27 protein-coding genes are annotated in these 24,731 nt (G+C 46.2%); 8 read left to right on the top strand and 19 right to left on the bottom strand.

What is annotated here, in order from left to right; translation table 11 throughout:
• Window positions 1–293: 293 nt before the first annotated feature.
• The 3 genes from I8U27_RS13160 to I8U27_RS21040 all read right to left on the bottom strand — a co-directional run bounded on the left by I8U27_RS13160 (window position 294) and on the right by I8U27_RS21040 (window position 1,131).
• A complete protein-coding gene (locus I8U27_RS13160; RefSeq protein ID WP_181752578.1) occupies window positions 294–569 on the bottom strand; it encodes an NUDIX hydrolase in 276 nt (91 codons plus the stop codon).
• Between the two features lie 39 nt (window positions 570–608).
• Entirely contained in the window at window positions 609–773 is a 165-nt protein-coding gene (locus I8U27_RS13155) for an NUDIX hydrolase (RefSeq protein WP_181752576.1), read from the bottom strand.
• A gap of 229 nt (window positions 774–1,002) precedes the next feature.
• The gene (locus I8U27_RS21040; RefSeq protein WP_258567789.1) at window positions 1,003–1,131 is read right to left on the bottom strand and encodes a hypothetical protein; all 129 of its coding nucleotides are present in this window, start codon (window positions 1,129–1,131) and stop codon (window positions 1,003–1,005) included.
• 522 nt (window positions 1,132–1,653) lie between these two features.
• Between I8U27_RS21040 and I8U27_RS13150 the strand changes: the two genes are divergently transcribed.
• Both I8U27_RS13150 and I8U27_RS13145 read left to right on the top strand, forming a co-directional pair.
• Window positions 1,654–1,992 carry an NUDIX domain-containing protein gene (locus I8U27_RS13150; protein WP_232345478.1) on the top strand — a complete coding sequence of 113 codons (339 nt, stop codon included), beginning with the start codon at window positions 1,654–1,656 and terminating at the stop codon, window positions 1,990–1,992.
• A 143-nt stretch (window positions 1,993–2,135) separates the two neighbouring features.
• Window positions 2,136–2,726: an HD domain-containing protein gene (locus tag I8U27_RS13145; protein ID WP_181752574.1), complete on the top strand. Its 591-nt coding sequence runs from the start codon at window positions 2,136–2,138 to the stop codon at window positions 2,724–2,726.
• Window positions 2,727–2,811: 85 nt separating this feature from the next.
• Here I8U27_RS13145 and mdh read toward each other — a convergent pair whose 3' ends face one another.
• From mdh to citZ, 3 genes are all read right to left on the bottom strand, one after another.
• Complete coding sequence (gene mdh, locus I8U27_RS13140) at window positions 2,812–3,750, bottom strand: malate dehydrogenase (RefSeq protein ID WP_181752571.1); 939 nt, start codon at window positions 3,748–3,750, stop codon at window positions 2,812–2,814.
• A 21-nt stretch (window positions 3,751–3,771) separates the two neighbouring features.
• Window positions 3,772–5,067, bottom strand: a complete 1,296-nt coding sequence (icd, locus tag I8U27_RS13135) for an NADP-dependent isocitrate dehydrogenase (RefSeq protein ID WP_181752570.1) — start codon at window positions 5,065–5,067, stop codon at window positions 3,772–3,774.
• A 129-nt stretch (window positions 5,068–5,196) separates the two neighbouring features.
• The gene (citZ, locus tag I8U27_RS13130) at window positions 5,197–6,309 is read right to left on the bottom strand and encodes a citrate synthase (protein ID WP_181752567.1); all 1,113 of its coding nucleotides are present in this window, start codon (window positions 6,307–6,309) and stop codon (window positions 5,197–5,199) included.
• 556 nt (window positions 6,310–6,865) lie between these two features.
• Between citZ and ytvI the strand changes: the two genes are divergently transcribed.
• Entirely contained in the window at window positions 6,866–8,014 is a 1,149-nt protein-coding gene (ytvI, locus tag I8U27_RS13125) for a sporulation integral membrane protein YtvI (RefSeq protein WP_181752565.1), read from the top strand.
• Between the two features lie 46 nt (window positions 8,015–8,060).
• Here ytvI and I8U27_RS13120 read toward each other — a convergent pair whose 3' ends face one another.
• The 9 genes from I8U27_RS13120 to holB form a co-directional block, all read right to left on the bottom strand.
• On the bottom strand, window positions 8,061–8,456 hold the full coding sequence (locus I8U27_RS13120; RefSeq protein WP_181752563.1) for an FxsA family protein: 396 nt from the start codon (window positions 8,454–8,456) through the stop codon (window positions 8,061–8,063).
• Complete coding sequence (locus tag I8U27_RS13115; protein ID WP_232345476.1) at window positions 8,444–8,911, bottom strand: acyl-CoA thioesterase; 468 nt, start codon at window positions 8,909–8,911, stop codon at window positions 8,444–8,446. Before I8U27_RS13115 ends, I8U27_RS13120 begins: the two co-directional genes overlap by 13 nt.
• A 407-nt stretch (window positions 8,912–9,318) precedes the next feature.
• Complete coding sequence (gene pyk, locus I8U27_RS13110) at window positions 9,319–11,073, bottom strand: pyruvate kinase (RefSeq protein WP_181752559.1); 1,755 nt, start codon at window positions 11,071–11,073, stop codon at window positions 9,319–9,321.
• Window positions 11,074–11,099: 26 nt separating this feature from the next.
• Window positions 11,100–12,059 carry a 6-phosphofructokinase gene (gene pfkA / locus I8U27_RS13105; RefSeq protein ID WP_181752557.1) on the bottom strand — a complete coding sequence of 320 codons (960 nt, stop codon included), beginning with the start codon at window positions 12,057–12,059 and terminating at the stop codon, window positions 11,100–11,102.
• A 90-nt stretch (window positions 12,060–12,149) separates the two neighbouring features.
• Complete coding sequence (locus tag I8U27_RS13100; RefSeq protein ID WP_181752555.1) at window positions 12,150–13,118, bottom strand: acetyl-CoA carboxylase carboxyltransferase subunit alpha; 969 nt, start codon at window positions 13,116–13,118, stop codon at window positions 12,150–12,152.
• The gene (gene accD / locus I8U27_RS13095) at window positions 13,115–13,975 is read right to left on the bottom strand and encodes an acetyl-CoA carboxylase, carboxyltransferase subunit beta (RefSeq protein WP_181752553.1); all 861 of its coding nucleotides are present in this window, start codon (window positions 13,973–13,975) and stop codon (window positions 13,115–13,117) included. Before accD ends, I8U27_RS13100 begins: the two co-directional genes overlap by 4 nt.
• A gap of 177 nt (window positions 13,976–14,152) precedes the next feature.
• On the bottom strand, window positions 14,153–14,836 hold the full coding sequence (locus I8U27_RS13090; protein WP_181752551.1) for a FadR/GntR family transcriptional regulator: 684 nt from the start codon (window positions 14,834–14,836) through the stop codon (window positions 14,153–14,155).
• Between the two features lie 31 nt (window positions 14,837–14,867).
• Window positions 14,868–16,106 carry an NAD(P)-dependent malic enzyme gene (locus tag I8U27_RS13085; RefSeq protein WP_181752549.1) on the bottom strand — a complete coding sequence of 413 codons (1,239 nt, stop codon included), beginning with the start codon at window positions 16,104–16,106 and terminating at the stop codon, window positions 14,868–14,870.
• 159 nt (window positions 16,107–16,265) lie between these two features.
• Window positions 16,266–17,276, bottom strand: a complete 1,011-nt coding sequence (gene holB / locus I8U27_RS13080; protein ID WP_181752547.1) for a DNA polymerase III subunit delta' — start codon at window positions 17,274–17,276, stop codon at window positions 16,266–16,268.
• Window positions 17,277–17,508: 232 nt separating this feature from the next.
• Between holB and I8U27_RS13075 the strand changes: the two genes are divergently transcribed.
• Window positions 17,509–17,937, top strand: coding sequence for a thiol-disulfide oxidoreductase DCC family protein (locus I8U27_RS13075; RefSeq protein ID WP_181752545.1), 429 nt, complete (start codon window positions 17,509–17,511; stop codon window positions 17,935–17,937).
• A 65-nt stretch (window positions 17,938–18,002) separates the two neighbouring features.
• Here I8U27_RS13075 and I8U27_RS13070 read toward each other — a convergent pair whose 3' ends face one another.
• From I8U27_RS13070 to I8U27_RS13055, 4 genes are all read right to left on the bottom strand, one after another.
• Window positions 18,003–18,158: a hypothetical protein gene (locus tag I8U27_RS13070; RefSeq protein WP_181752543.1), complete on the bottom strand. Its 156-nt coding sequence runs from the start codon at window positions 18,156–18,158 to the stop codon at window positions 18,003–18,005.
• 143 nt (window positions 18,159–18,301) lie between these two features.
• On the bottom strand, window positions 18,302–18,805 hold the full coding sequence (locus I8U27_RS13065; RefSeq protein WP_181752541.1) for a hypothetical protein: 504 nt from the start codon (window positions 18,803–18,805) through the stop codon (window positions 18,302–18,304).
• Between the two features lie 211 nt (window positions 18,806–19,016).
• Window positions 19,017–19,526 (bottom strand): phosphatidylglycerophosphatase A family protein, encoded by a 510-nt coding sequence (locus I8U27_RS13060; RefSeq protein ID WP_181752539.1) that lies wholly within the window; start codon window positions 19,524–19,526, stop codon window positions 19,017–19,019.
• 66 nt (window positions 19,527–19,592) lie between these two features.
• On the bottom strand, window positions 19,593–23,039 hold the full coding sequence (locus I8U27_RS13055; RefSeq protein WP_181752537.1) for a DNA polymerase III subunit alpha: 3,447 nt from the start codon (window positions 23,037–23,039) through the stop codon (window positions 19,593–19,595).
• Window positions 23,040–23,182: 143 nt separating this feature from the next.
• On the opposite strand from I8U27_RS13055, the gene I8U27_RS13050 reads away from it, so the two are divergent.
• From I8U27_RS13050 to I8U27_RS13035, 4 genes are all read left to right on the top strand, one after another.
• Window positions 23,183–23,512, top strand: coding sequence for a YtrH family sporulation protein (locus tag I8U27_RS13050; protein ID WP_181752535.1), 330 nt, complete (start codon window positions 23,183–23,185; stop codon window positions 23,510–23,512).
• 1 nt (window position 23,513) lies between these two features.
• The gene (locus I8U27_RS13045; protein WP_181752532.1) at window positions 23,514–24,053 is read left to right on the top strand and encodes a hypothetical protein; all 540 of its coding nucleotides are present in this window, start codon (window positions 23,514–23,516) and stop codon (window positions 24,051–24,053) included.
• A gap of 52 nt (window positions 24,054–24,105) precedes the next feature.
• On the top strand, window positions 24,106–24,309 hold the full coding sequence (locus I8U27_RS13040) for a hypothetical protein (protein ID WP_181752530.1): 204 nt from the start codon (window positions 24,106–24,108) through the stop codon (window positions 24,307–24,309).
• Between the two features lie 62 nt (window positions 24,310–24,371).
• On the top strand, window positions 24,372–24,671 hold the full coding sequence (locus I8U27_RS13035) for a YtpI family protein (protein ID WP_181752527.1): 300 nt from the start codon (window positions 24,372–24,374) through the stop codon (window positions 24,669–24,671).
• Window positions 24,672–24,731 lie beyond the last annotated feature (60 nt).

Below are 24,731 nucleotides of genomic sequence, written 5' to 3'. Positions count from 1 at the left end.
TAGCGTGATGCGTTCAAAAGGAGTCCTTGTGGACCCGCAAAAAAGGGAACCCACATTTCCAAAGATGAACAGCTTAACCAAATTCAAACGGGGCCGGGGACTATGATTTCTCTTACTGTGAGAGAAATAAGACGTATGTTTAGCAAGTTGGTAAATAACAACAAATTTTCTATTTCTCTTATCTTGGCATGGTCCGCTTGGCGTCGAAAACACCAAGCGGTAGCCATGTATTATCATTATCAGAAACGGCTACGCTTTTCATAAGTACAACTGTAGTATTAATGTTAATCCTTTTATTTTTCGCACAATATATTCATTGAACAAACACTTGGAAGCGTTCGTGTCAGATATGCTTTAATATAATCCTGAAATCTCAAATCAATGTTTTCAGGAAGTTTTGAGAGATCAAAAAATCTTACCGGGTGTTGCATTCGTGCATTTGTTTTTGCTCTACCACGAATGTCGTGTGTCTCGAAAACAGTAGCAACAATCCACTTTTCATCCTCAATATCATTTCGATATTCCTCGCCCGAAAAAACACGTACCAGTTCAAGTTCACCAATAACCAATCCGGTTTGCTCATAAACCTGGCGGCGTGCGGTATCCTCTTATGTCTCCCCGCGTATCAAAAGCCCGCCCGGCAATCCCCATGAAGCTTTCGTACACTTTTGCAGAAGAAGTTGTTCTTTATCGTTGATGATGAGTACATGGGCTCCAACAAGGAGATGTGGACGATGACCGATCCAATTGCGAATCCCTTGCATGTATCCCATAAAGTTGTTCTCCCTTTTACAAAATAAAGCTATAATGAACTAACGCGATTTTTTTGAACCTCTTTTTGAGATTCTTTTTTTGTGAACTTATGTTTGTTTTAACTCCCCCGGCTACGCCCCATCTAGAAGCTTGCCTTTATTCATTTCTATCTTTTTCGGCTTGCCTGTCGATAGTTGGTAATAAACTTTTGCGGTCTACCCTGCCAGAAATAAGACTCATGTCGAATGTTCAGCTGCCACACTTTACCTGAAAAATGTTTCTCAGCTCTTTGGTTACTTTTTCAATTTCAGGTCTGGAATAGCCCAGTTTTGCTAAAACATAGATAACTTGTCCGACTAGATCATCCTTTTGTTTCATTACTGCCTCGCCTCTTTCCGAAACCTTCTTTTGGACTCAACCTTTTTCCTTCAATTCTCGATTAGTCGTCGCTTTTCCCCGGATGATAACCTCTTTGTTTACAATTGCTACATGTACATTAACTAACCGAAGTATAATTTGTTTACCATTTGAAGGCTTAAAAACACAAAGTGATCTTTTAAGTTGTCGTTCTTCTTAGACAGTAAAGTGAATGGAACTACTATTGACAACAACTTTTTTGGTTTTCTCTTTGGTGTTGATATTTGGAGTATTATTAAACTCTTTCTTAAAATTTGGTTCACCTATTCATATCCTTCGCCAATTTGGTTATTTTCGCTATATTCAATTTATCATTGGTAGGTACCAATATCAAGTCAATGAAGATCCACTCGATTTATGATAATATTGTGATATGCACGTGCCTTTTAAAAAATGAGGTTTTGTCCTTGGCTAGAATAGATTATTACCATGAGCCCAACACTCCCAAGCCAAATTCATTGGTGGTCATTACCTGGTGGAGGTATGGAACTCGGGGAATCTATTGAAAAAACAATTGTCCGTGAGGTTAAAGAAGAAACAGGATTTGATGTAGAAGTTCTAAGATGCACCGGAATTTATACAGATCCCAATCATGTCACCTTCTATCCTTCCCGTACATTGGAACGCTTAAAATGTAGAATGCCAACCGCTGAAGAAGCATCTATCCTGAATATTGCCAGAAATCAACCTGTTGTAGAAATGCACCGCTGGGTATGGGGGAAATACAAAGGCGAAGAAAAGGAAGTTCTATATGAATATAGTCGCTTCATCTGTAATGCTTCCTTACACGAATTTGAGTACACTTATGACATTGAAAAATAAATTTAAACAAATAAACCGAACAAGCCCTAAAATTGCTGGCAAAAAATCAGTGACCCATGTTCGATTCATATGTATATCTGTGACAAAATCAAGCAATCCCTCGTATCTCAAACGGGGATTGCTTTGTTTAAAGGAATAACTTTATGAAATTGCTGACCAGTTCTCAATCCAATTCAATTTTGGTAGATCGTAAATGGCTGTCTCAATACATTCCGGACAACTCCCCTCGTTATCAACATATTCTCGGGGTAGTTCATAGCATGGAAAGCCTTCTTCCACAGCTAAATATACCAAATGATTGGAAACCCTCCCTTTTGCAAGCTTGTTATCTTCATGACATTGGATACAGCCCACAGCTAAACAAATATAACTTTCACCCTCTGGATGGTGCAATTTTTGCATATCATCAAGGATTTTCAAAGTCGGTCGTCGCAGCGATCCTTTTTCACTCATGCTCATTTGAACAAGTTCAACAAACTCGGCACGACTTGAATAACATTTATCAAGAAAATCATACTTTGTTAGACGAACAAGATAAATGTTTTATTGACCTTGTGACTTATTGCGATCTGCATACTTCCTCAAGCGGTCAATTCATTACTTACCTAAAAAGAATACAGGATGTTGTAGATCGTTATGGTCCCAGTCATGAAGTAAGCAGGCTTATGCTAGCCAATCGTCCTTACTATGAAGAGACGATTGCAAGAGTGAACAAATTGCTGGGTCATAAATAAACTCCGGGATACCCGTTCAAAACAAAAACAAACCCGGCATCCAACAAACAATGTTGGACTGCCGGGTTTGCGGTTCTTCCGTTTCTTAGTTCAATACTTGCATCACTTTGCGCACAGAATCGGCGGAACGGTCCAGTGCTTGTTTTTCTTCGGCTGTTAATTCGAGTTCTATCACTTTTTCGAGACCTTCACCGCCGAGGATGACAGGGACCCCGAGGAACATATCCTCATAGCCGTATTCTCCTTCAAGGTAAGCGATGGCCGGGAGAATGCGTTTTTTGTCTTTGAGGATGGCCTCTGTCATTTGTACCAGGGCTGCGGCTGGTGCATAGTAGGCACTGCCGTTGCCGAGCAGGTTGACGATCTCACCGCCGCCTTTGCGGGTGCGCTCGACAATCGCATCGAGGCGGTCTTGAGGGATCAGTTTTTCGAGCGGGATTCCGCCGGCGTAGGAGTAGCGGATCAGGGGTACCATGTCATCTCCGTGGCCGCCCAGTACGAAGCCGGTTACGTCTTCAACGGAGACATTCAGTTCCCGTGCCACAAAGGTGCGGAAACGGGCGGTATCCAGCACTCCTGATTGGCCGATGACGCGGTGTTTCGGGAAACCGGAGGTGCGATATACTTCATAGGTCATAGCATCAACCGGATTGGTGAGTACGATGATGATACAGTCGGGTGAATATTTCACCACTTGCTCGGTAACGGAACGCATAATTTTGGCGTTGGTGCTGACCAGGTCATCCCGGCTCATTCCCGGTTTGCGTGCGATCCCGGCTGTGATAATCACCACGTCAGAGTTGGCCGTCTCTTCATAGCTGCTGGTTCCGGTGATGACAGAGTCAAACCCTTGAACCGGGCTGGCCTCCAGCATATCGAGAGCTTTTCCTTTGGTTGGGCCTTCTGCCTGGGGAATGTCGACAAGCACCACATCCCCCAACTCTTTTTGTGCCAGCATCAGTGCTGTTGTAGCCCCGGTAAATCCGGCACCGATTACGGATATTTTTCTGCGACGGATCGCCATGCTTTTTCCTCCTCTTTCAGATCACAAGTTTTGAATCAGATGGTCGGCAAATTCGGAGCATTTCACTTCGGTGGCGCCGTCCATCAAACGGGCGAAGTCATAGGTTACTGTTTTTTGGCTGATGGTTTTGCCCATTGCCCCGTAGACGAGATCAGCGGCTTCCTGCCAGCCCAGGTGCTCTAACATCAGTACACCGGACAGGATGACGGAGCCCGGATTTACTTTGTCAAGCCCGGCGTATTTGGGAGCTGTTCCATGAGTCGCTTCAAAGATGGCATGTCCCGTTTTGTAGTTGATGTTTGCTCCCGGTGCGATTCCGATACCTCCTACCTGAGCTGCCAGGGCATCGGAGATATAATCCCCGTTGAGGTTCAGGGTGGCAATAACATCATACTCGGCGGGACGGGTTAAAATCTGTTGCAGGAAGGCATCTGCGATCACATCTTTGACGATAATTTTGCCCTCCGCTTCAGCCTGTGCCTGGGCTTCGTTGGCAGCTGCGGTTCCTTTTTCCGCTTTGATGCGGTCATATTGTGCCCATGTAAATACTTTGTCTGCATAATCCCGTTCTGCTACAGCGTAACCCCAGTTTTTAAAAGCACCTTCGGTAAATTTCATGATATTTCCCTTATGTACCAAGGTCACACTTTTACGGCCGTGGGTGAGCGCATACTCAATCGCCGCTTTGACAAGGCGTTCCGTTCCTTCCTTGGATACCGGTTTAATGCCGATGCCCGAGGTTTCCGGGAAGCGGATCTTTTTCACACCCATTTCCTCTTGTAAGAAGCGAATCACTTTCTTCACTTCTTCCGAATCGGCTTCCCACTCAATGCCGGCATAAATATCTTCCGAGTTTTCACGGAAGATAGCCATGTCAACATCTTGTGGGCGTTTAACCGGGGAAGGCACTCCCTCAAAATATCGTACCGGGCGCAGGCAGACATAAAGATCCAGCTCCTGGCGCAGTGCAACGTTCAGGGAACGAATGCCGCCGCCGACAGGAGTTGTGAGCGGGCCTTTGATCGCGACCAAATACTCGCGCACCGCATTCAAGGTATCTTCGGGGAGCCACTCACCATATTTTTCGTTCGCTTTTTCACCTGCATACACTTCAAACCAGGCAATTTTCTTCTGTCCGCTATACGCCTTTTCCACAGCCGCATCAAGAACTCTTCTGGCGGCCGCCCAGATATCCGGTCCGATACCATCTCCCTCGATAAAAGGAATTACCGGCTGATCAGGAACTTGCAGGGTTCCGTTTTCTAATCTAATTTTTTCTCCAAAAGTTGGTTGTTCAAGCTTTTCAAAACGTGCCACAGAAACACCCCATTTGCTAGTAGTAGTAGTTAGAGACAGGTACGATTTGATGCAACATGCCAGCAGTTCAACTGCTCTTTAAAACAAGGGACAGGGAGTACCCCGTCCCATTTTATTCTAAACGATTGTTTAACGCTGGTCGATTGGAATATATGACTGATTGGTCAATCCGGTATATTCAGCACGCGGCCGGATGAGACGGTTATTTGCATATTGTTCCATAACATGGGCAGTCCAGCCGGTGATCCGGCTCATCGCAAAGATGGGAGTAAACAAATCCCTCGGGATACCCAGGTAGGTGTACACAGAGGCGGAATAGAAGTCGACATTCGGTTTTAAACCTTTTTTCTCATAAACCAGTTTATCGATTTTCACTGACATGTCATACCACAGGGTATCTCCTTTTTGCTGGGACAGCTGACGGGACATTTCACGCAAATGTTTGGCCCTGGGATCTCCATCTTTGTAAACGCGGTGTCCAAAACCCATAATTTTTTCCTTGTTATCCAGTTTCGCTTGAATCGTCGATTCGATGCGGTCGATAGAACCGATTTGTTCCAGAGTTGCCATCACTTGCTCATTGGCTCCCCCATGAAGAGGACCTTTTAACGCACCGATCGCTGCCGTGATCGCAGAATACATGTCTGCCAGTGTGCCGGTGGTCACCCGGGCCGCAAAGGTAGATGCATTTAATTCATGGTCGGCATGTAAAACCAGTGCTTTATCAAGTGCTTTTACAGCGACTTCACTCGGCTCCTCACCGTTAAGCATATAGAGGAAGTTTCCGGCAAATCCCAGTCCCGCTTTCGGTTGCACCGGTTCCAGCCCCTGTCTAATACGTGCAAAAGCGGTAATAATAGTTGGAATTTTCGCCGTCAGCTTCACGGCCTTTCTGCGATTTGCCTCGCTGCTTTGATCATCTGCCTCTTCATCATATAAAGCTAGAGACGAAACAGCTGTACGGAGAACGGACATCGGATGGACATTTTTAGGATACGCTTTCATTTGCTGGAGCAAAACATCTGGCAAAGCTGCATGTTGATCCAATTCTTGATGTAATTGATCCAATTCAGCTTTGGAGGGAAGGCGCCCAAACCATAAAAGAAAAGCAACTTCCTCAAACGTAGATTGATCGGCAAGATCATCGATATTATAACCCCGGTAAGTCAGGACCCCATCCACAATCGAGCTGATTTCGGATGTAAGGGCTACAACACCCTCTAAACCTTTTGCCACTGTCATATGATCGCTCCTTTACATCAAGTCTGTATAAACGAACCTGTTGCATCAATGTAAAAGCTGGCATTTTGTCCATGCAGCTTGCAGGCGGTTGCCCACAAACGGTTGGACCTCAATACAGCCGGATCAGTGCAACAAGCTCTGTATGAAGAGGGATACTCTGAGCAAGAGAAAGCTCTATAGAATTTTATATCTAAAGGCCATGGCTGATGAATGAATCATCATTCTCTATCTTTATTATAAAGCAACTTTACTAAAAAGGCAGTGCTTGTTCGTATTTACACAAATTTTAAAAAGTTGTAACCTCATTCTATTGTATATTTACATGGCCTTATATAATAAAAACAGTTTTTCATATAAAAACAATGTTCAGCCATATTTTTGCCTCTATAAATGTTTTGTTTTATTTTATCATAATTAAAGTAAATTCGCATCCCAGATGATTTTATTAATTTATGATAGAAAAACAATATTAACATGTGAAAGGATAAACATAAACCCGCTTCGTGAAAAATGGTATAATAATCCTTGTAAATAACTCTTGGGAGGTCTTAAGCGAATGTTCAACAGTCACTGGGTTGGGCCAACTACCCGGGCATTTACTGTCATTCTCATTGTAGTTGCTGCCTACTTTCTCATCGACTTTACGCTACCCCTCCTGTATCCGTTTATCCTGGGCTGGGCAATCGCCATGTTGATTGAACCTCTGGTACAGTGGCTGGAAAAGCGATTTCGGCTTCCGCGCTGGGCGGGAGTTACAATCATACTTTTTTTGTTGCTCACGCTTATTTTTTCTTTAGTCATCTTTCTGGTCGCGGAAATTGTTGTGGAACTGACCCGTTTAGCGGAGTTTTTACCATCATTTCTGGGCCAGGCCGGCCAGATCTTCATTGATTTTACCAAGGAAAATACCGACATTAAGCGGATAATTGATACTGTTCAAGCCTATCTGGAGAAAAATCCGGAACATCAGCAACGAATCTCAGCAAGTATTCAGGAGAATATCGGAATTATCGCCAATAAAGGAACCGAACAGATCACCGGCATTCTGTCCGGAATCGGGGCATTTTTGGGCGATTTGCCCTACTTCTTGACAGTACTCATCTTTATTACACTTGCCGCATTTTTTATCGGACTGGATTGGCCGCGCTTCCGGCAAAACCTGTTACAAGTGATTCCGGAACGAGTGCGGGTGACAGGCGGGCTTGTGATCAGGGATATGAAAAAAGCATTGTTTGGCTTTATCCGGGCACAGCTTACTTTGATTTCGATTACCGCAGTAATCATGTTTTTAGGATTGCTTGTTTTAAATGTGCGCTATGCTTTTACCCTCGCCTTTGTCATCGGTTTAGTCGATTTACTTCCTTATCTGGGAGTGGGAGCCGTACTCGTCCCATGGATCATTTATTTATTCCTGACCGGTAATGTCCAGTTGGGAATCGGTCTGTCGATTGTATATGGAGTGATCATCGTCGTTCGCCAGTTTTTGGAACCGAAACTGGTTGCCAGCAATGTCGGATTAGACCCGCTCCTCACCCTAATTTCCCTGTTTGTGGGGCTGAAACTGTTTGGCTTTTTGGGGTTAATCATCGGTCCGGTCACTGTAGTTATTTTGCTCGCTTTACACCGTGCCAATGTACTTCGGGATATCTGGAAATTTATTGTCGGCAAAAAGGATTACCCCAAACAAAAACACCCGTCCGTTTAAGAACAGGTGAGCACAGGAGATCTTTCCGGGATGGAGAGATCTTTTTTTATCGTCTCCGATTCCAGATAAAATTTCCATTGCGAATCTTTTTATTAAACCATCGCTTGAGAAATAATTTTATGATTCCTCTTGAATAGGGGAACAACAAGAGGAATCCGATAATATCTGTAAAGAAACCGGGTGTTAACAGAAACACCCCGCCAACGAGAACACAGGCGCCGTCCAGTAGTGTATCCCCCGGCAATTCCCCGTTTCTGAGCTGAATCATAAATAAGCGATAGGTATGGATCCCTTCCCTGCGCGCTAAATATCCCCCGATCACACCTGTAGCGATGACGAGCAGGATCGTTGGAAAGGCTCCAATCCAGGAACCGACTGTAATGAGCCCCCACAGTTCAATGACAGGGATCACAATGATCACGCTTACGATTAACCAGAACAATGTGTCTCAGCTTCTTTCTTTGTACAGACTGCATTCAGTTTGGCAAACAAATCGGGAAACAGGCGTTTAATATTTACCCATTTCATTTCTTTGTTTACCCATAAATGTTTGGTTACACCGGTTACCAGCAATTGATTATCCTCTTTTTTTCTTGCTTCATATTCAAAAATAATTTTCCCGCCGGAAAAATCAGCCAGCCGGGTGGTAACCACAACCTCCTGGTCATATCTGGCGGGAGATAAATATTTGCAGTTAATTTCAACAACAGGCAACAGGATTCCCTTTTCTTCCAGCTCTTGATAAGAGTATCCTTGTTCGCGGATAAAATCTGACCGGCCCACTTCAAACCAAACAAGATAATTCGTATGATAAACCACACCCATCTGGTCCGTTTCCTGATAACGTACCCGCAAATGTGTTTCTGTGGTATAATTCGTATGGTTTGTTGTCGTCATCATTATACCTCCACCGCTCTTTGCTGCAGACAAAACGAAAATGACTGCTTATTACCTTGAAAACAAATTTATTCTTATTATAACAAAAGCTTTTGTGGTGCAGAGGCGGTTCAGACACATATTTTAGAGTTCCTTCTCACATAATGAGAATAGCCAAACTTTCATTGTCGGGGTAAAATAAAAGCAAAACCTGTTCTCGGATATGGTAAAACAGCGGAATCATCAAAGAAAGGAGTGCCAGTAAAAGTGAAGCTGAGAAAAAGAAAACAAAGACGCAAAAAATTGCGTTGGTGGATTTATCCCCGTCTCGGTTTATTATAAGGGTCTTCAAACATTCCTGCTAAAATGCAAGCGCCGGCATCTTCCGGCGCTTTTCCCGTTACCTGCTCGTGAACTGCACCGCCAATTCATAAAATATTGGCTCGTCCCGAATAAATATGTCCCCGGTCGGCATCCACTGTAACCATGGTTTCATTCGCCAATAAGCTGGTAGCCTTCTCTACTCCGACCACTACAGGAATCCCCAGGCTTACCCCAACGACAGCCGCGTGTGACGTAAGTCCCCCCTCTTCCGTGATCACAGCCCCTGCCTTCTCAAAGCTGTCAATCATATCTTTATCTGTGCTGCGTGTGACAATGATCGCTCCATCAACCATTTTGTCACGTATTTCTTCAGCGGTAAACCCGACAACAACGGGTCCGGTGACCACCTGCTTTCCAATCCCTTGTCCCTGGGCTAAAACCCCGCCGATCACATGCACCTTCATCAAGTTTGTTGTTCCGGATTCCCCAACCGGCACTCCGGCAGTAATAATAACCAGATCTCCCTGACTGACAAACTGATTGGCCAGAGATGCGGAAATCGCAGTTTGAAACATCTCGTCCGTTGTCACCGCACGCCCCCCCATCACCGGGTATACCCCCCAGACCAGTGTCAGTTTTCGCAAAACCCGTTCATTGGGTGTTACTGCTACGATGGGTGCTTTGGGCCGGTATTTAGAAACCATGCGTGCCGTATAGCCGCGTTCCGTTGCCGTCAGGATTGCAGTACAATCCAGATGATGAGCCGTATGTACAACTGCCTGGCTGATGGAGTCTGTGATGCTGTTACCGATTTCACGGGCGCGCTGCTTTAGTAATTCATGATAGCCAAGAGCTGTTTCCGTATGCAAAGCGATCCGGGCCATCGTACTGACCGCTTCAACCGGGTATTTACCGGCAGCTGTTTCGCCCGATAACATAATTGCATCTGTGCCGTCAAAAATCGCGTTTGCGACATCACTGGCTTCCGCACGTGTGGGGCGGGGGTTTCGCTGCATGGAGTCCAACATTTGCGTTGCCGTGATGACGGGTTTTCCGAGGCGATTACATTTTTTAATTGTTTCTTTTTGTACCAGTGGTACCTCTTCCGCCGGGATCTCCACCCCCAAATCCCCCCGGGCCACCATTAAGCCATCCGATACTTCCAGGATCGCCTCTAAATTATCGATCCCTTCCTCATTCTCAATTTTCGATATGATTTGAATGTCGGACTGATGTTCTTCTAAAAGCTTACGAATTTCCAATACATCCTGTGGTTTTCGCACAAAGGAAGCGGCGATAAAATCGACTCCCTGCTCAATCCCAAACAGAATATCCTGGGCATCTTTTTCCGTAATTCCCGGCAAATTAATTTGTACTCCGGGGATATTTACTCCTTTGCGGCTCTTCAGCGTCCCCCCGTTGGCAATCTTACAAATGATCTCCGTGCCCTCGATCCGCTCTACAGTTAAGCCGATCAAGCCATCGTCAATCAAAATGGTAGCACCAGGATAAACATCCCCTGGCAACCCGGTATACGAAACGGAAATGCGCCCGGCATCTCCCAAGATCTGTTCAGTAGTCAGCGTAATCTGCTGACCGGCGACCAGATCGACGGAAGGATCTTTTAAGTCGCCGGTACGAATCTCCGGGCCCTTGGTGTCCAACAAAATAGAGATGGTTTTTCCTGTTTCCCAGGCCGCTTGCCGGATATTTTGAATCCTGGCTCCATGCTCTTGATGGGAACCGTGTGAGAAATTGAGCCGCGCTACATTCATTCCATGTTCGATCAGCTGTTTTAATGTCTCTACATCTTCACTTGCCGGACCAATGGTACAAACGATTTTGGTTTTGCGCAACATCCTCTTTTCATCCCTTCAAACCAAAATTAAATAGATAAGATCTTCGCCAGGTCATACAGTGCCAGATTCGGCTGGTGCTTTTGGGAAAATGCTTCATCAAAGTCGATGCCTATCACCTCGTTGTCCTTAATTGCTACCATTTTATCACGTTCTCCGGCCAGAAGGAGTTCAACCGCTTTCACTCCCATTCGGCTGGCGAGTACACGGTCAAACGCGGTCGGTGAACCCCCGCGCTGAATATGCCCCAAAACAGTCACCCTTGTCTCCCAGCCCGTTCTCTGCTTGATTTGCTCTCCGATTTCAACACCACTGCCAACACCCTCAGCAACAATAATAATACTGTGCTTCTTATCACGGTGTCTGGATCGCTCTAACCGCTCGATAATCTCGCTCAATTCATAGGGGGCTTCCGGAATCAGGATGGACTCAGCTCCCTCGGCAACACCGGCCCAGAGGGCAATATCACCTGCATCTCTGCCCATTACCTCCACTACATAGGTGCGTTCATGAGAGCTGGCCGTATCACGGATTCTGTCAATACATTCAATTACCGTATTTACTGCCGTATCAAAGCCGATGGTAAAATCGGTTCCGGGGATATCATTATCAATTGTTCCCGGAATTCCAATCGCCGGAAATCCCGATGCGGATAACTTTTTCGCTCCCCGGAAGGAGCCGTCCCCACCGATCACGACTAACCCTTCAATCTGAAATTTGTGCAATTGTTGAATCGCTTTTTGCCGCCCTTCCTCTGTGCGAAACTCTTCACAACGGGCACTATGCAAAATCGTACCACCTCGGTGGATAATATCTCCAACCGATCCCAGAGTTAAACTTTTAAAATCACCTTGAATCAGACCGTTATATCCCCGATAAACACCAAAAACCTCCAAACCGTGATAATGCCCGCTTCGCACGACTGCACGCACCGCTGCATTCATTCCCGGGGCATCACCGCCGCTTGTCAATACCGCAATCCGTTTCATCATTGAATCACCTCTGTTGTAAATTATGCTAACCCACAGGGACAAAAAACGTCCATACGGGACAAAAAGAGAAACCGACAAATGCGGTTTCTATGATGGCACAACTGTCGTATATTGGCCGATGTTGGCAAACTTTCGGTATCTGTCTTCCCTTAATTCTTCAGGTGTCATGTTTAAAAGTGAATGTAGGTTTTCCAGAATCGCTTCCTTGATGTTTTTCGATTGTTGCCGGGGGTCTCTATGAGCACCACCCTTCGGTTCAGGGATAATTTGATCCACAACTCCAAGCTCTTTAAGGTCGGCGGAAGTAATTTTTAAAGCATCGGCTGCTTCCTGAGCCTTACCCGCATCTCTCCACAGAATGGCGGCAGCGCCCTCGGGAGAAATCACTGAGTAGTAGGCATGTTCCAGCATGAGCAACCGGTTTCCCACACCGATCGCCAACGCACCGCCACTGCCTCCTTCACCTGTAACAATACAGATGATCGGAACAGTAAACCCGGCCATCTCTCGCAAATTGCGGGCAATCGCCTCACTCTGTCCGCGTTCCTCCGCTTCAACGCCGGGGTGCGCCCCCTGGGTGTCGATAAAGCAAATGATCGGACGGCCAAATTTATTCGCCTGTTGCATGAGACGCAACGCTTTTCGGTATCCTTCCGGATGAGGAAGGCCAAAGTTGCGCGCAATTTTATCCTTGGTATCCGTACCCCGCTCATGTCCGATTACTGTGACCGGACGGCCATCCAAATTGGCAATTCCCGCAACGATCGCAGGATCATCTCCGTACAGCCGGTCTCCATGCAACTCCATAAAATCGGTAAAAATCGTATGAATATAGTGCAAAGTAGTTGGACGGCCTGCATGGCGGGCAATCTGCACTTTTTGCCAGGTGGTGAGATTGCCGTAAATTTCTTCTTCCAGCCGGGCGGCTTTCGTTTCCAGCGTAACGATTTCCTCAGATAAATCAATGCCTTTTTCCTGAGAAAACTTTTTAAGCTCTGTAATTTTATCCTTTAATTCCTCCAGCGGCTTTTCAAAAGGCAAGTAACTGCTCTTCATTGTGGTTCCCTCCCATATGCGTGAAACTCCAAAATCCTGATCAATGTCTCACGCAATTCATGGCGCGGAACAACTTGATCCAGCTGTCCGTGTTTCAATAAAAACTCCGACGTCTGGAAATCCTCGGGAAGCTTTTGGCGCACGGTTTGCTCAATCACCCGTCTTCCGGCAAAGCCGATTAACGCACCGGGTTCAGCAATATTAATATCCCCGAGAGAAGAGAAGCTGGCTGAAACACCGCCAGTTGTCGGGTTGGTAAGCACAGAGACAAACAACACTTTAGCGCGGTGCAATTTCTCCAGAGCGGCACTTGTTTTTGCCATCTGCATCAAGGAAAGGACCCCTTCCTGCATCCGGGCTCCACCCGAGGCAGAAAACAGGATAAACGGATACCCTTTAGTCGCCGCTTTTTCAGCAGCACGGGCAATTTTTTCTCCTACCACGGAACCCATGCTTCCCATACGAAAACGGGAATCCATCACGCCTATTACCGCAGGGAAACCGCCGATGGTTCCCTCTCCGGTAACCACTGCTTCCTTTAAATTTGTTTTTTCTATATCCGACTTCAGTTTCTTCTTATAATCAGGAAAATGAAGCGGATCTTCGGACAGCATGTCTGCATCATATTCAAAAAAACGCCCCTCATCTACCAATGATTGGATTCTCTCCGGGGCAGACAAGGAATAATGATAGCCGCATGACTTGCATACCTTTAAATTTTTCTCCAACTCTTTTGTAATCATAATCGTCCCGCATCGGGGACATTTTTGCATAATTCCTTCCGGAATCTCTTTTTTTGCCTGTTCTGAAGGAATCGTTGCATACTTACGCTGTTTGCGAAACAGATCCTTTAACACAATAACACCTCATCTGAGTGTAAACTGGGCAAATGGACTTGATATCTGTGGCCGTTTAAGATCTATACATCATAAGGACAAGTTTACCGGTAAAACTTCATCTATAAATATTTGCTCAACTCGCAGACATTATAGCTTAATTTCATCTTCTCCTGCAATGTAACTTTACAGAATCGGCTACTCTTCCTGCTTTGCTTGCACATACTGCCAAATTCTTTCCATCAATGAGACCGCTTGCTGTTCATGGCGATGTTTAACTGCATGAATAATTTCCAAGTAATATTGTAACGCTTTTTCAAGCATAATGCATTTGTTTAGATGTTCGGTGATTCCAAGGGTTTCGCCATAGTGAACAATCGGATACCAGGTCCTCGTTAATAAATAATTGTCGGCCATTTTGATAATCCGTTCGTGAAATGCTTTCATTTCTGCTCCCGGGTCCTTCTCTTGTTCGACCAGCTGCTTCATGCGGACAACCTTCTTTTCCAGCTCGTCCACATCCTTCTTTTTTGCCCGTTTCACAGCCAGCCGGACAGCCCCCATTTCCAATAGCGCCCGCATCTCTGCAAGGTCTTGTCGTGATTTTAAATCACGCAGAATATAACCTGCCAGGAGATCAACCAGATGATGAGAGTGATAAGGCTCTAAAAAAGTCCCTTCTCCCCTTCTGGTCCGGATCAATCCCAGCAACTCCAGTGAGCGTAACACTTCACGAATAGAAGAACGACCCGCTTGAAGCCGCTCAGATAGCTCCCTTTCTGAGGGCAGACGGTCGCCGGGGCCCAATCCATCCGCTTCGATAAGCTGGTTAATTCTTTTTAAAATGGTTGCAAATTTACTTGAGCCAGTGTCAGAAACCATACTGTCCATGTGCCACCTTTATTTGAAACAATCAACGTGTATATGTTGCCGTCTGTTGTATCGTTTTCTCATATATTTGCTGCGGGTTTACCTGAATTCGGGCTTCACCCGTCTCCATCGCCACACGCGCGACCTCGGCTGCTACCCGCGGGGCTACTCTTGGATTAAAAGGAGCAGGAATGACATAATCGGGCCGCAGTTCACGCTCCTCAATGAGATCGGCAATCGCATAAGCGGCAGCAATTTTCATCTGCTCATTGATTCCGCGGGCACGAACGTCCAGAGCCCCCCGGAAAATTCCCGGGAATGCCAGCACATTGTTGACTTGATTGGGATAATCGGAACGGCCTGTACCAACCACCTTCGCCCCTGCCGCAAACGCTTCTTCCGGCATAATTTCCGGAACCGGATTTGCCATAGCAAAGATAATTGGATCAGAATTCATCGAACGTACCATCTCCGGAGTAACGGCACCCGCAACCGACACGCCGATAAATACATCCGTATCCTTTATCACTTCCGCTAAATCTCCCTGTAACCGATCACGATTGGTTACTTGTGCAATCTTTTCCTTCACTGCATTCATGCCGTAGGGCCGCCCTTCATAGATGGCACCACGGCTGTCGCACATAATCACATCGCGCACACCCATGCTGAGGAGCAGCTTAATAATAGCAATTCCTGCCGCTCCCGCACCGCTGGCAACGACACGAATCTGGTCCATTTTTTTCCCGACAACTTTAAGAGCATTGATGAGGCCTGCCAGTGTTACAATTGCAGTTCCGTGCTGATCATCATGAAAAACCGGAATATCCAGTTCTTTCTTCAGCCTTTCCTCAATGATAAAGCAATTGGGGGCGGCTATATCTTCCAAATTCACACCACCAAAAGTTGGTGATAAACATTTCACGGTTTCCACGATTTTGTCAATTTCTGTTGTATTTAAACAAAGCGGAAAGGCGTCGACTCCTGCAAATGACTTAAATAAAACGGCTTTTCCTTCCATCACCGGCATAGCGGCATGCGGGCCGATATTTCCCAGCCCCAGTACAGCTGTTCCATCTGAGACAACAGCCACCAAATTACCTTTCATGGTATAATCATAAATTTTTTCCTGATCAGTATGAATGTCACGGCACGGCTCGGCAACTCCCGGAGAGTAAGCCAAGCTAAGATCATGTGCATTATTCACAGGGACTTTTGCTTGTACCGATAATTTTCCCTGATACTCCCGATGTAGCTTCAAAGATTCTTCCCGCAAGCTGGACAAGTAAGATCGCCTCTTTTCCAAGTGGTCTGACCACTAATAAAAAATATTATACCAAAAGGATTTAAGTCATGAAAAGAAACTTTTGTATTACGAAATTCCCTGTCTGGTTGACAATAACCTGCCCGGAGATTCGGACTTTCTCACAAAAAAATGGCCGGCCTAAATAAGCTGCCAGCCATTTTCCGTGCTTAATTTCTCCTCCTGCATCGCCAGTACCATTTGTTCCAATACGGCCTGGGGCTGAAGGTTGCCTTTCACGAGCAATCGCCGGGCGATCATTACATTATCCATCCCCAGCAACAAACGTGAGATCTTCCACTTCAGTGCCTGTTCCTCTATATCCTGACGCCAATCCTGAAATACATAGTCCGTACGGTTTAAGCTGTATTGAGCCAAATCCCTTAACCACAGGAGTAAGAGATCTAATACAACGGGAAGACGTTGCTTCTCCGCTTCTGCCCGAAGCCAGTCACTTTGTATGGCAGTGAGGGCCACCGGCCGGCCGGTCAGGATCTGTTTGCTCCACTCAATCACCTGTCTGAAAAGGGCCTGGATTTCTTCCGGATGCCATTGCGGCAGATCTGCCGTTTCAACAGGCAAATGGGCCAGTATACGTGCCGTATTTGCCGGAACTCCCCGGTATTCCAATCTCTTAGCTTTTAATGACGGAGAACTTTCCACAAAGCGGACTTTTTGACAGCGGGATAAAATGGTGGGCAGAATTACTTGAATATTTTCGGAGATCAATATCGCAACCATCGGAGAAACAGGTTCCTCCAAAAACTTGAGCAGGCTGTTGGCCGCTTCCAGCCTCATTTTTTCCGCTTGCTCAAGGATCACAACCCTGGTTACCTTTTGAGGGGCACTGTAGCGGAAATGTTGTTGCAAGGAGCGAACTTGATCAATTTTGATAAAAGCCCCGTCCGGTACGATGGTAATCACATCAGGATGATTTCCATGTTCAATCTGTCTGCAGGAGCGGCATTGGTCACAGGCGTCATTTTTCTTCGTTTCGCAGTTAAGAGCTTTTGCCAGTTCGAGGGCCGCCTGTTTTTTGTCTGACCCGCCGGGTCCGTAAAAACAGTAAGCATGAGCGATTTTATCTTCAGCTAAAGCCATTTGCAAAAAATGTATGGCCTGGGGCTGACTCTCAATTTGTCCAAAAGACAATTCAATCACCTTCGGTTTTCATTTCTTCTACGGAAATATTATAGATGATTCGCGAGCGGGTTCCAACTGTCTTCCGGGCCGTCTCGCCGAAAACCCAAAACAGCGGAGTGCACCGCTTCTTATTTATTTAAGGTCAGGTTAATTGTTATCAGGGAGAAAAAGAGGTATGCTGAAGGTAGCGATTCGTTAGCTGCCTCCAAATACAATGATCAGATGAAGAGGGGCGAAGCCAATGCAACCTCATCAGTTGGACACAGACAGAGCAGTCATTCTCTTTGACGGTGTGTGTAATTTTTGCAATAAATGGGTAAATCTTGTGATTCGCCATGATCCACACGGGGAGTTTCATTTTGCTTCTTTGCAATCTGAAACGGGGCAATCCTTGCTGTCTGCCAACGGTCTTCAATCTGCCGACCTGGATTCCATCGTCCTTATTGATAAAGATGGGTGCTTTACTCATTCAACTGCGGTCCTTCGCATTTGCAGAAAGCTGGATGGATGGTGGAAGTTCCTCTACTTTTTTATCATCGTCCCCCGCCCGCTGCGTAATATCGTATATCGATGGGTCGCCAAACATCGGTATCAATTTTTTGGAAAGCAAGACAGTTGCATGATTCCCACCAAAGAAATCCGAAGCAGATTTCTGGATTTGTCCCCTTGAAAAAAGATCCATCAAACTGACAGAAGAAAAAGGGAGATTCCAGAGGATCCCCCCTTTTTCTTCTGTCAGTTGCTCTCACCGCCACCACCCTCAGCATGTTTAATAATGTGATGATGGTGTTCTCCTTCCGTTTTCTTTTTCCTCGTATCCGGTATGACAATTCCAATGATGGCAATGATGAACACGGCAATTAATACTACAATCCCCAAAAAGATGTCCATCTCCATCACACCTTTTTTACAGTTAATTTGATATTGCAACTATTTTCTCACTATAGGACAGCCCATGGCGCTTTAAAGCTCTATAGAAATATTCCCTGTAGCAAAAAATTAAAACATCCTTGCAATATTTTTCCGGAAAAAAACTATTTTTTATGTTCTTCCGATTTTATTTGTTCATACAGCTTACGAAACTCCCTCTCCCACCAGGGTTCATATTCCGATATCAGCCCTTTGATATACAATCCGGCTTCAGCTTTGTCGTTTGTGTGAAAACTTAAATCATCCCCCATCCATACTTCCCACCGGCAGGATTCAGCCGCAGCACTTGTCCCGTCAACAGCAGAGGTGTAAATTACTTTAATATCCACACCATACGAAACTTCATAAAAACGCCAGTATGTATTTTCTTTTACCTTATTTAAATAGACCTCAATGTTCAACCTGAACCGTTCAAAAACGGGTCTCAAAACTTGTACAGCCTGATCAAGATCTTCTGTTGAAAGAAGGAGGGTGCTCTCCAATTTATATCCTCTGGTAATGGTAAGCCGGTTATTTTCCCCCTGTACCAGATAACTTTCCTCATAAACGGGATCATAGATGTGCCGGGAATCACTATGCCGCACTAAAGCGGCAAATATTTTTTTCATGGTTAACTCCCCTTCCGTCCTGTTCAGAAAAAATAAGTTCATAACGGTAAAATGAAGTTCCGCTATTAGTGAGTATAAACCTTATCATCCAAAGAAGGAAGGATATGTTTCCCCTTTTTATACTTTTCGGAATAGAATTGACAGGCGATAAGATCAACAGTGGCGATTCAAGTCACTGAAAAAGCTTACCGAAGTTGGTAAGCTTTTCAGTTCACGTTTTGCAGGATTGCTTGCGATCTGCCACATACCGGTCAAGATCGGGATGCTGGTGGGCAATTCGCGCTGAAGCAGCCGCAGCAATGCCTGCAACAATATCATCCAGAAAAACGTGGATCTCCTGCTCATGATTATTCAGTTTTTTTAAGATGCCAATCTTATTTTTATCCAGATAACCAAAGCTGGTAAGCCCAATCGTTCCATAAACATTGGTGATGCTTAGAGCCACGATTTCGTCGACGCCATAGAGCGGCTCATCGATTTCCATAATGGTTTGAAACGGCTGGGGAAGCAGTTTTTTTTCCGCCAATATGTCCAGAGAAACTCCGGTGATAATCGCATGCTGCACTTCTCTCTTTTTCAAAACCGCATGAACACTGTCCGTGCAGTCATCAATGGTCAATTCTTTGTTGTATGGAAGCTGCAATTGAAGAACAATCGAGGCAATGTCTTCAATTTTCACACCGCGCTGCTCCAGAAGTTCAACGGAATGCTGGTAAAACACTGATTCTCACCTTCTTATGGTTGGAAGCCCATTTTCCTGATTATATGCGAGTAATTAATGGACATGTCACATCTTTTTCAAGCGAAAGGTCCGATATCCTAAGATTGCCTCAATCTGCCGAATACATTCTGCCGAAGGTGAAATCCCGTATTTTTCAACGGGCAGGGCCAGCACTTTTTTGCTCCTTTCATAAAACAAATGCACAGGTGTTGATCCCCGGTGGGAAAGCAACACTTTTTTCAACGCAACCAGAGTTTCCGGTTGTTCATGTCCGGGTGCAATGCGAATATAAGCGGCTGACCGGAGCGGTGATGGCTGCTTCTCAATCTTCACTTCCGGCCGCTTCGGAAGAGCGGAGAGGTCCCGAATGAAATTCGCGATCAGCTTTGGCCCCTCTTCATGGGTATTCACTGTGCCTTTAATCCACAGCATACAGTCTGTCTGCAAAAGGGTGCGGGCCTGCTGAAAGACACGCGGAAACACGATAACTTCCAATTGGCTGCCCGGATCTTCCACCATGACAAACGCCATCGGTTCCCCTTTTTTTGTTTGAATCGTTTTTACACCTGTAACAAGCCCGGCAATCACCACTTGTTCCTGGTCGGCACACTCTGCCAGCCGGCTGATGCGGTGTGTGGTCTCGCGCTCGATCACATCGAGAAAGTCATCCAGCGGATGCCCGGACAGATAAAGCCCCAGCAGTTCCCGTTCATATTCCAGCTTTTCTTTTTGCGTATAAGGAGATATCCTCACATCTGACAGTGTACTTTGATCCGCCTCTTCCCCGTCTGCAAATAAACTTAACTGATGTTTGGAACGAGCCTTCCGCCCGTTGGAGGCTTTTTCCATCACTTCATCCAGGATGGCCAGATTCTGGGCGCGATGGCCCGACAAAGAATCCATCGCCCCACATTGAATCAGCGATTCCAGCACCCGGCGGTTGCAAACGCGAAGATCAATCCGCCCGCAGAGATCCATCAAATCTTTAAACGGCCTTTCTGCCCGTGCTTGCAAAATGGATTGGATCGCGAGAGTGCCCACATTTTTCACAGCAGCCAGGCCAAAGCGGATCGAATCTTTTTCCACTGTAAACGTGTAACCGCTCTTCTGCACATCAGGCGGAAGAACTTGAATCCCCATCCGGCGGGCCTCATCAATATACTCGGCCAGCTTTGTCTGGCTTCCCACTACAGTTGTGAGCAGTGCAGACATAAAAGCCAGCGGGTAGTTGGCCTTTAAAAAGGCTGTCTGGTAAGCGAGTACTCCGTATGCGGCTGAGTGGCTGCGGTTAAATCCATAGTCGGCAAACCGTACAATCAGATCATATACCTGCCGGCCTGTTTCCTCATCGTAACCCTTTTTCAGGCATCCTTCGACAAAGGCATTTCTCTGCTCCAACAACAAATCTTTCTTCTTTTTTCCGACGGCCCGGCGCAACAGATCCGCTTGCCCTAAAGAAAAACCGGCCATTTTTGCAGCGATCTGCATGATTTGTTCCTGATAAACAATAATCCCGTACGTATTTTGTAAAATCTCCCTCAGATCAGGATGGGGAAACGTTACTTTTTCCAGTCCGTGCTTAGCCCGGATAAAGCGGGGAATTTGCTCCATCGGGCCGGGACGGTATAAAGCCAGAACGGCAATAATATCCTCAAACGTAGACGGTTTCAATTCCCGCAATACCTTCCGCATTCCCGCCGACTCCAGCTGAAACACACCAGTGGTATCCCCGGCGGATAACAGTTCATAAGTGGCCGGATCGTCATAATTGGAGCCCTCAAAAGAAATATGCACCCCGTGATGCTCCCGGATCAACTCAAGTGCACGTTCGATGACCGTCAAATTGCGCAGACCCAGGAAATCTGCTTTCAACAGGCCGATCTCTTCCAGCACTTCCATCGGATACTGGGTTAAAGCCACTCCTCCGCTTCCTTCCTGCAAGGGGACATATTCAGTAAGGGGAGCCTGTGAAATAACAACTCCGGCCGCGTGGGTGGAAGCATGGCGCGGCATTCCTTCTACTTTGCTGACTGTATGCAGCAACCGGCCTGTCCGGGGATTGTTATACAGTTGCTTGAGGCGCGGTTCCATTTGGATGGCACGGTCCAGAGTCATGCCGGGGCTGCCGGGAATCATTTTGGCCGCTTGATCAACTTCCCTGTACGGGACTCCCATCACCCGTCCCACATCGCGCACAGCAGCACGCGGAGCCATTGTTCCAAAGGTAATGATCTGGGCAACGCGATCCTTCCCGTACTTCTCCATGACATACCGGATCACTTCATCCCGCCGCTCATAGTTAAAATCAATATCAATATCCGGCATACTGATCCGCTCGGGATTTAAAAAACGCTCAAACAATAAATGATAACGGATCGGATCAACATCGGTAATTTTCAGCACATAGGAAACCAGGCTTCCGGACGCTGATCCCCGGCCCGGCCCCACTGCAATCCCCTGTTCATGAGCAAACCGGACAAAGTCCCAGACCACTAAAAAGTAATCGTTAAATCCCATCCGGTCGATGATGGAAAGCTCATATTCAAGGCGTTGTTTAACCGTTTCCGAAAGAGTTCCGTACCGTTGTTCGGCACCTTCATAACACTTGGCGCGCAAATGGGTTTTGGCTGTCATCCCCGAGGGAACGGGAAACTCCGGCAACAAACGCCTCCCCAGCGGAATTTGCACCCGGCATCGCTCAGCAATTTTCACCGTATTGTGCAGTGCTTCCGGAACGCAGGAAAAAAGTTGCCCCATCTCTTCCGGTGATTTCAGATAAAACTGATCAGACGGAAAGCGCATCCTGTCTTCATCAGCCAGTTTTCTTCCCGTACCGATGCAAAGAAGGCAATCATGCACCTCATGGTCTTCCCTGGCGGTATAGTGGACATCATTGGTTGCGATCAGGGGAATGCCCATCTCTTTGGACAAAGCGATTAACTGGCGGTTCACTTTTTGCTGCTCCCGCATCTGATGATCCTGCAACTCAAAAAAGAAATTCTCTGCCCCAAAAATATCCCTATATTCTTCCGCCAGCCGTTTCGCATGGCTGATTTGATCATTGAGAATCGCCTGGGGGATCTCTCCGGCCAGACAGGAACTGGTGGCTATCAGCCCCCGTGAATACCGGCGAAGCAGACTTTTGTCAATACGGGGTTTGTAGTGAAATCCGTGCAAGTGTGCCTCGCTGGTCAGGCGCATCAGGTTTTTATATCCTTCATCTGTTTCAGCCAGGAGAAGCAGATGATAAATTTTCTGTTCACGCAAGGAAGGTCTCTCCCGATAGTCTCCGCCGGTCAAGTAAACTTCACAGCCGATAATCGGTTGGATCCCTTCATTAAGGCATGCTTTATAAAAAGGAACCACTCCGTACATGGCTCCGTGGTCAGTGATCGCTAATGCCTTCATCCCCTGCTCTTTTGCTGCTTGCACCAATTCTTCAATCCGGGCAGCACCGTCAAGCAAGCTGTATTCACTATGTACATGAAGATGCACAAACGATTTGTCACCCATCCGTCCGAGCCTCCCTCTTCTCCTTCCTATTATAACGGATTCACGGGAAAGCGAACATATCTTCTCAGTCCCAACATGTCCACATATTTCCATACGGGCTGTCATAATGATAGAAGCAGATAAGTAAAAAGGCGGGTTGTACGATGGAGCAGCAATTCTGGGCGACAACCATTTTAGACTTTTTGATCGCATTGGGAGTTGTACTTGGGGGAGTCGTACTGGGCGGAATTGGCGCATTTATCACTGATGACTACCCGATGTGGCGAATGCTGCGCCTGGCCGAACAACTAAAAATCTGGGCAATGGTGGCTGCAATCGGTGGAACCTTTGATACGATTAAGACGTTTGAAGTTAATATTTTGGGCGGTCAACTGGACCAGGCTTTCCAACAATTAATCTTTATCGTGAGTGCTTTTATCGGAGCCCACACCGGAACCATCTTAGTCCGCTGGCTTATTCAAGGGGAAATCTAACATGGCGAGCGGAGTCATCCGGGGATTGAAAAAAAACAGCCGCGCACTGGTCATGTTTTTGCTGGGGATCTTCGTTGGGGGCGGGTTTATGCTTTTTCTGTACGCCAAAAAAATCGACAGCCTGTATCGTGAACGAGATGCCATTTATTATGCCAACAACCAGAAACATAAAGAGATTATGAAACTGCATGAAGAATTAGCAAATATGACAGAAAAAGGAACTTATCGACAGAAAGAGAACGAGAAAATCAAAAAGATTCAAGTAGAGGTTGACAGCGAACGGGCGGTTGGGGCCGAAGCCATCAAAGCAAAAGTGGAAGAAATGATGGAACCATTTCTTGAAAAATCAATGGAATGGATGAGCAGCAACCCCGACCTGGTGGCACTTGTCCTGGAGAAACAGCCGATTCCCATCGATGAAGAGGAAAAGGTAAAGTTTCAAATTCACGTCAAATACCTTTCTTTTTACCGTTCCAACCTGAAAATCTGGGTCAAAGCAGAGGAGATTTCTGACGAAGGTGTGTCAGATTCAGACAAATAGTCGCATCCCGGGTTTCTTTAGGGTATCATGAGTATAGAAAGGGGGAACCACCATGATTATTAACCGCAAGGCCATCGCCCGCGCTAAGATAGAAAAATTGATAAACGGTTACTCTGCCTTCGCGGAAACGCAAGAAGTTGCCAGCCTGATCGAGAAAGAAATCGCAGAACGAAACATGGCGGTCCACATCGACCGAACATCCATGGGATGTTGGTTTATCCCCGAGGAGCAAAATTCAGAACATCATCAATCTTAACGGTACATGTTGCGCCTTCGTCTTTTTAAAGATGCAGGCGCTTATCTATTAGGAGGTTTCTCATGCAGGCCGTCACGATTTTACTGGTGTCCGTCATCTGTATCACCATTTTCGGCACATTTTTTCACAGCATGATGTCCCGCCGCACAAAGGGGATTTCCAGGCGGATCTATCAAGCGCGCATGAACATCAGCATGGGCATCATGTTTGTCTCCATCGCCATCCTTCAGCTGACAACTCCAGGGGGCTCCTGGCTTCGATATACTTTCATTTTCCTTATTTTTGCCCTTGGTGTGATCAACTTGTATTATGGGGTAAAACATCGCCGTTATTTCCTGCAGCTTACGCACAGAAAACCCTAATGACCGGGGCGACACAACCCTGGGATGAAAGTTTTCATCATGCTGGGGAAGCAGAACTCT

The sequence above is a fragment of the Paenactinomyces guangxiensis genome (assembly GCF_016055185.1).
Taxonomy (GTDB): Bacteria; Bacillota; Bacilli; order Thermoactinomycetales; family Thermoactinomycetaceae; genus Paenactinomyces; species Paenactinomyces guangxiensis.
This window is presented reverse-complemented; position numbering and strand designations above follow the sequence as displayed.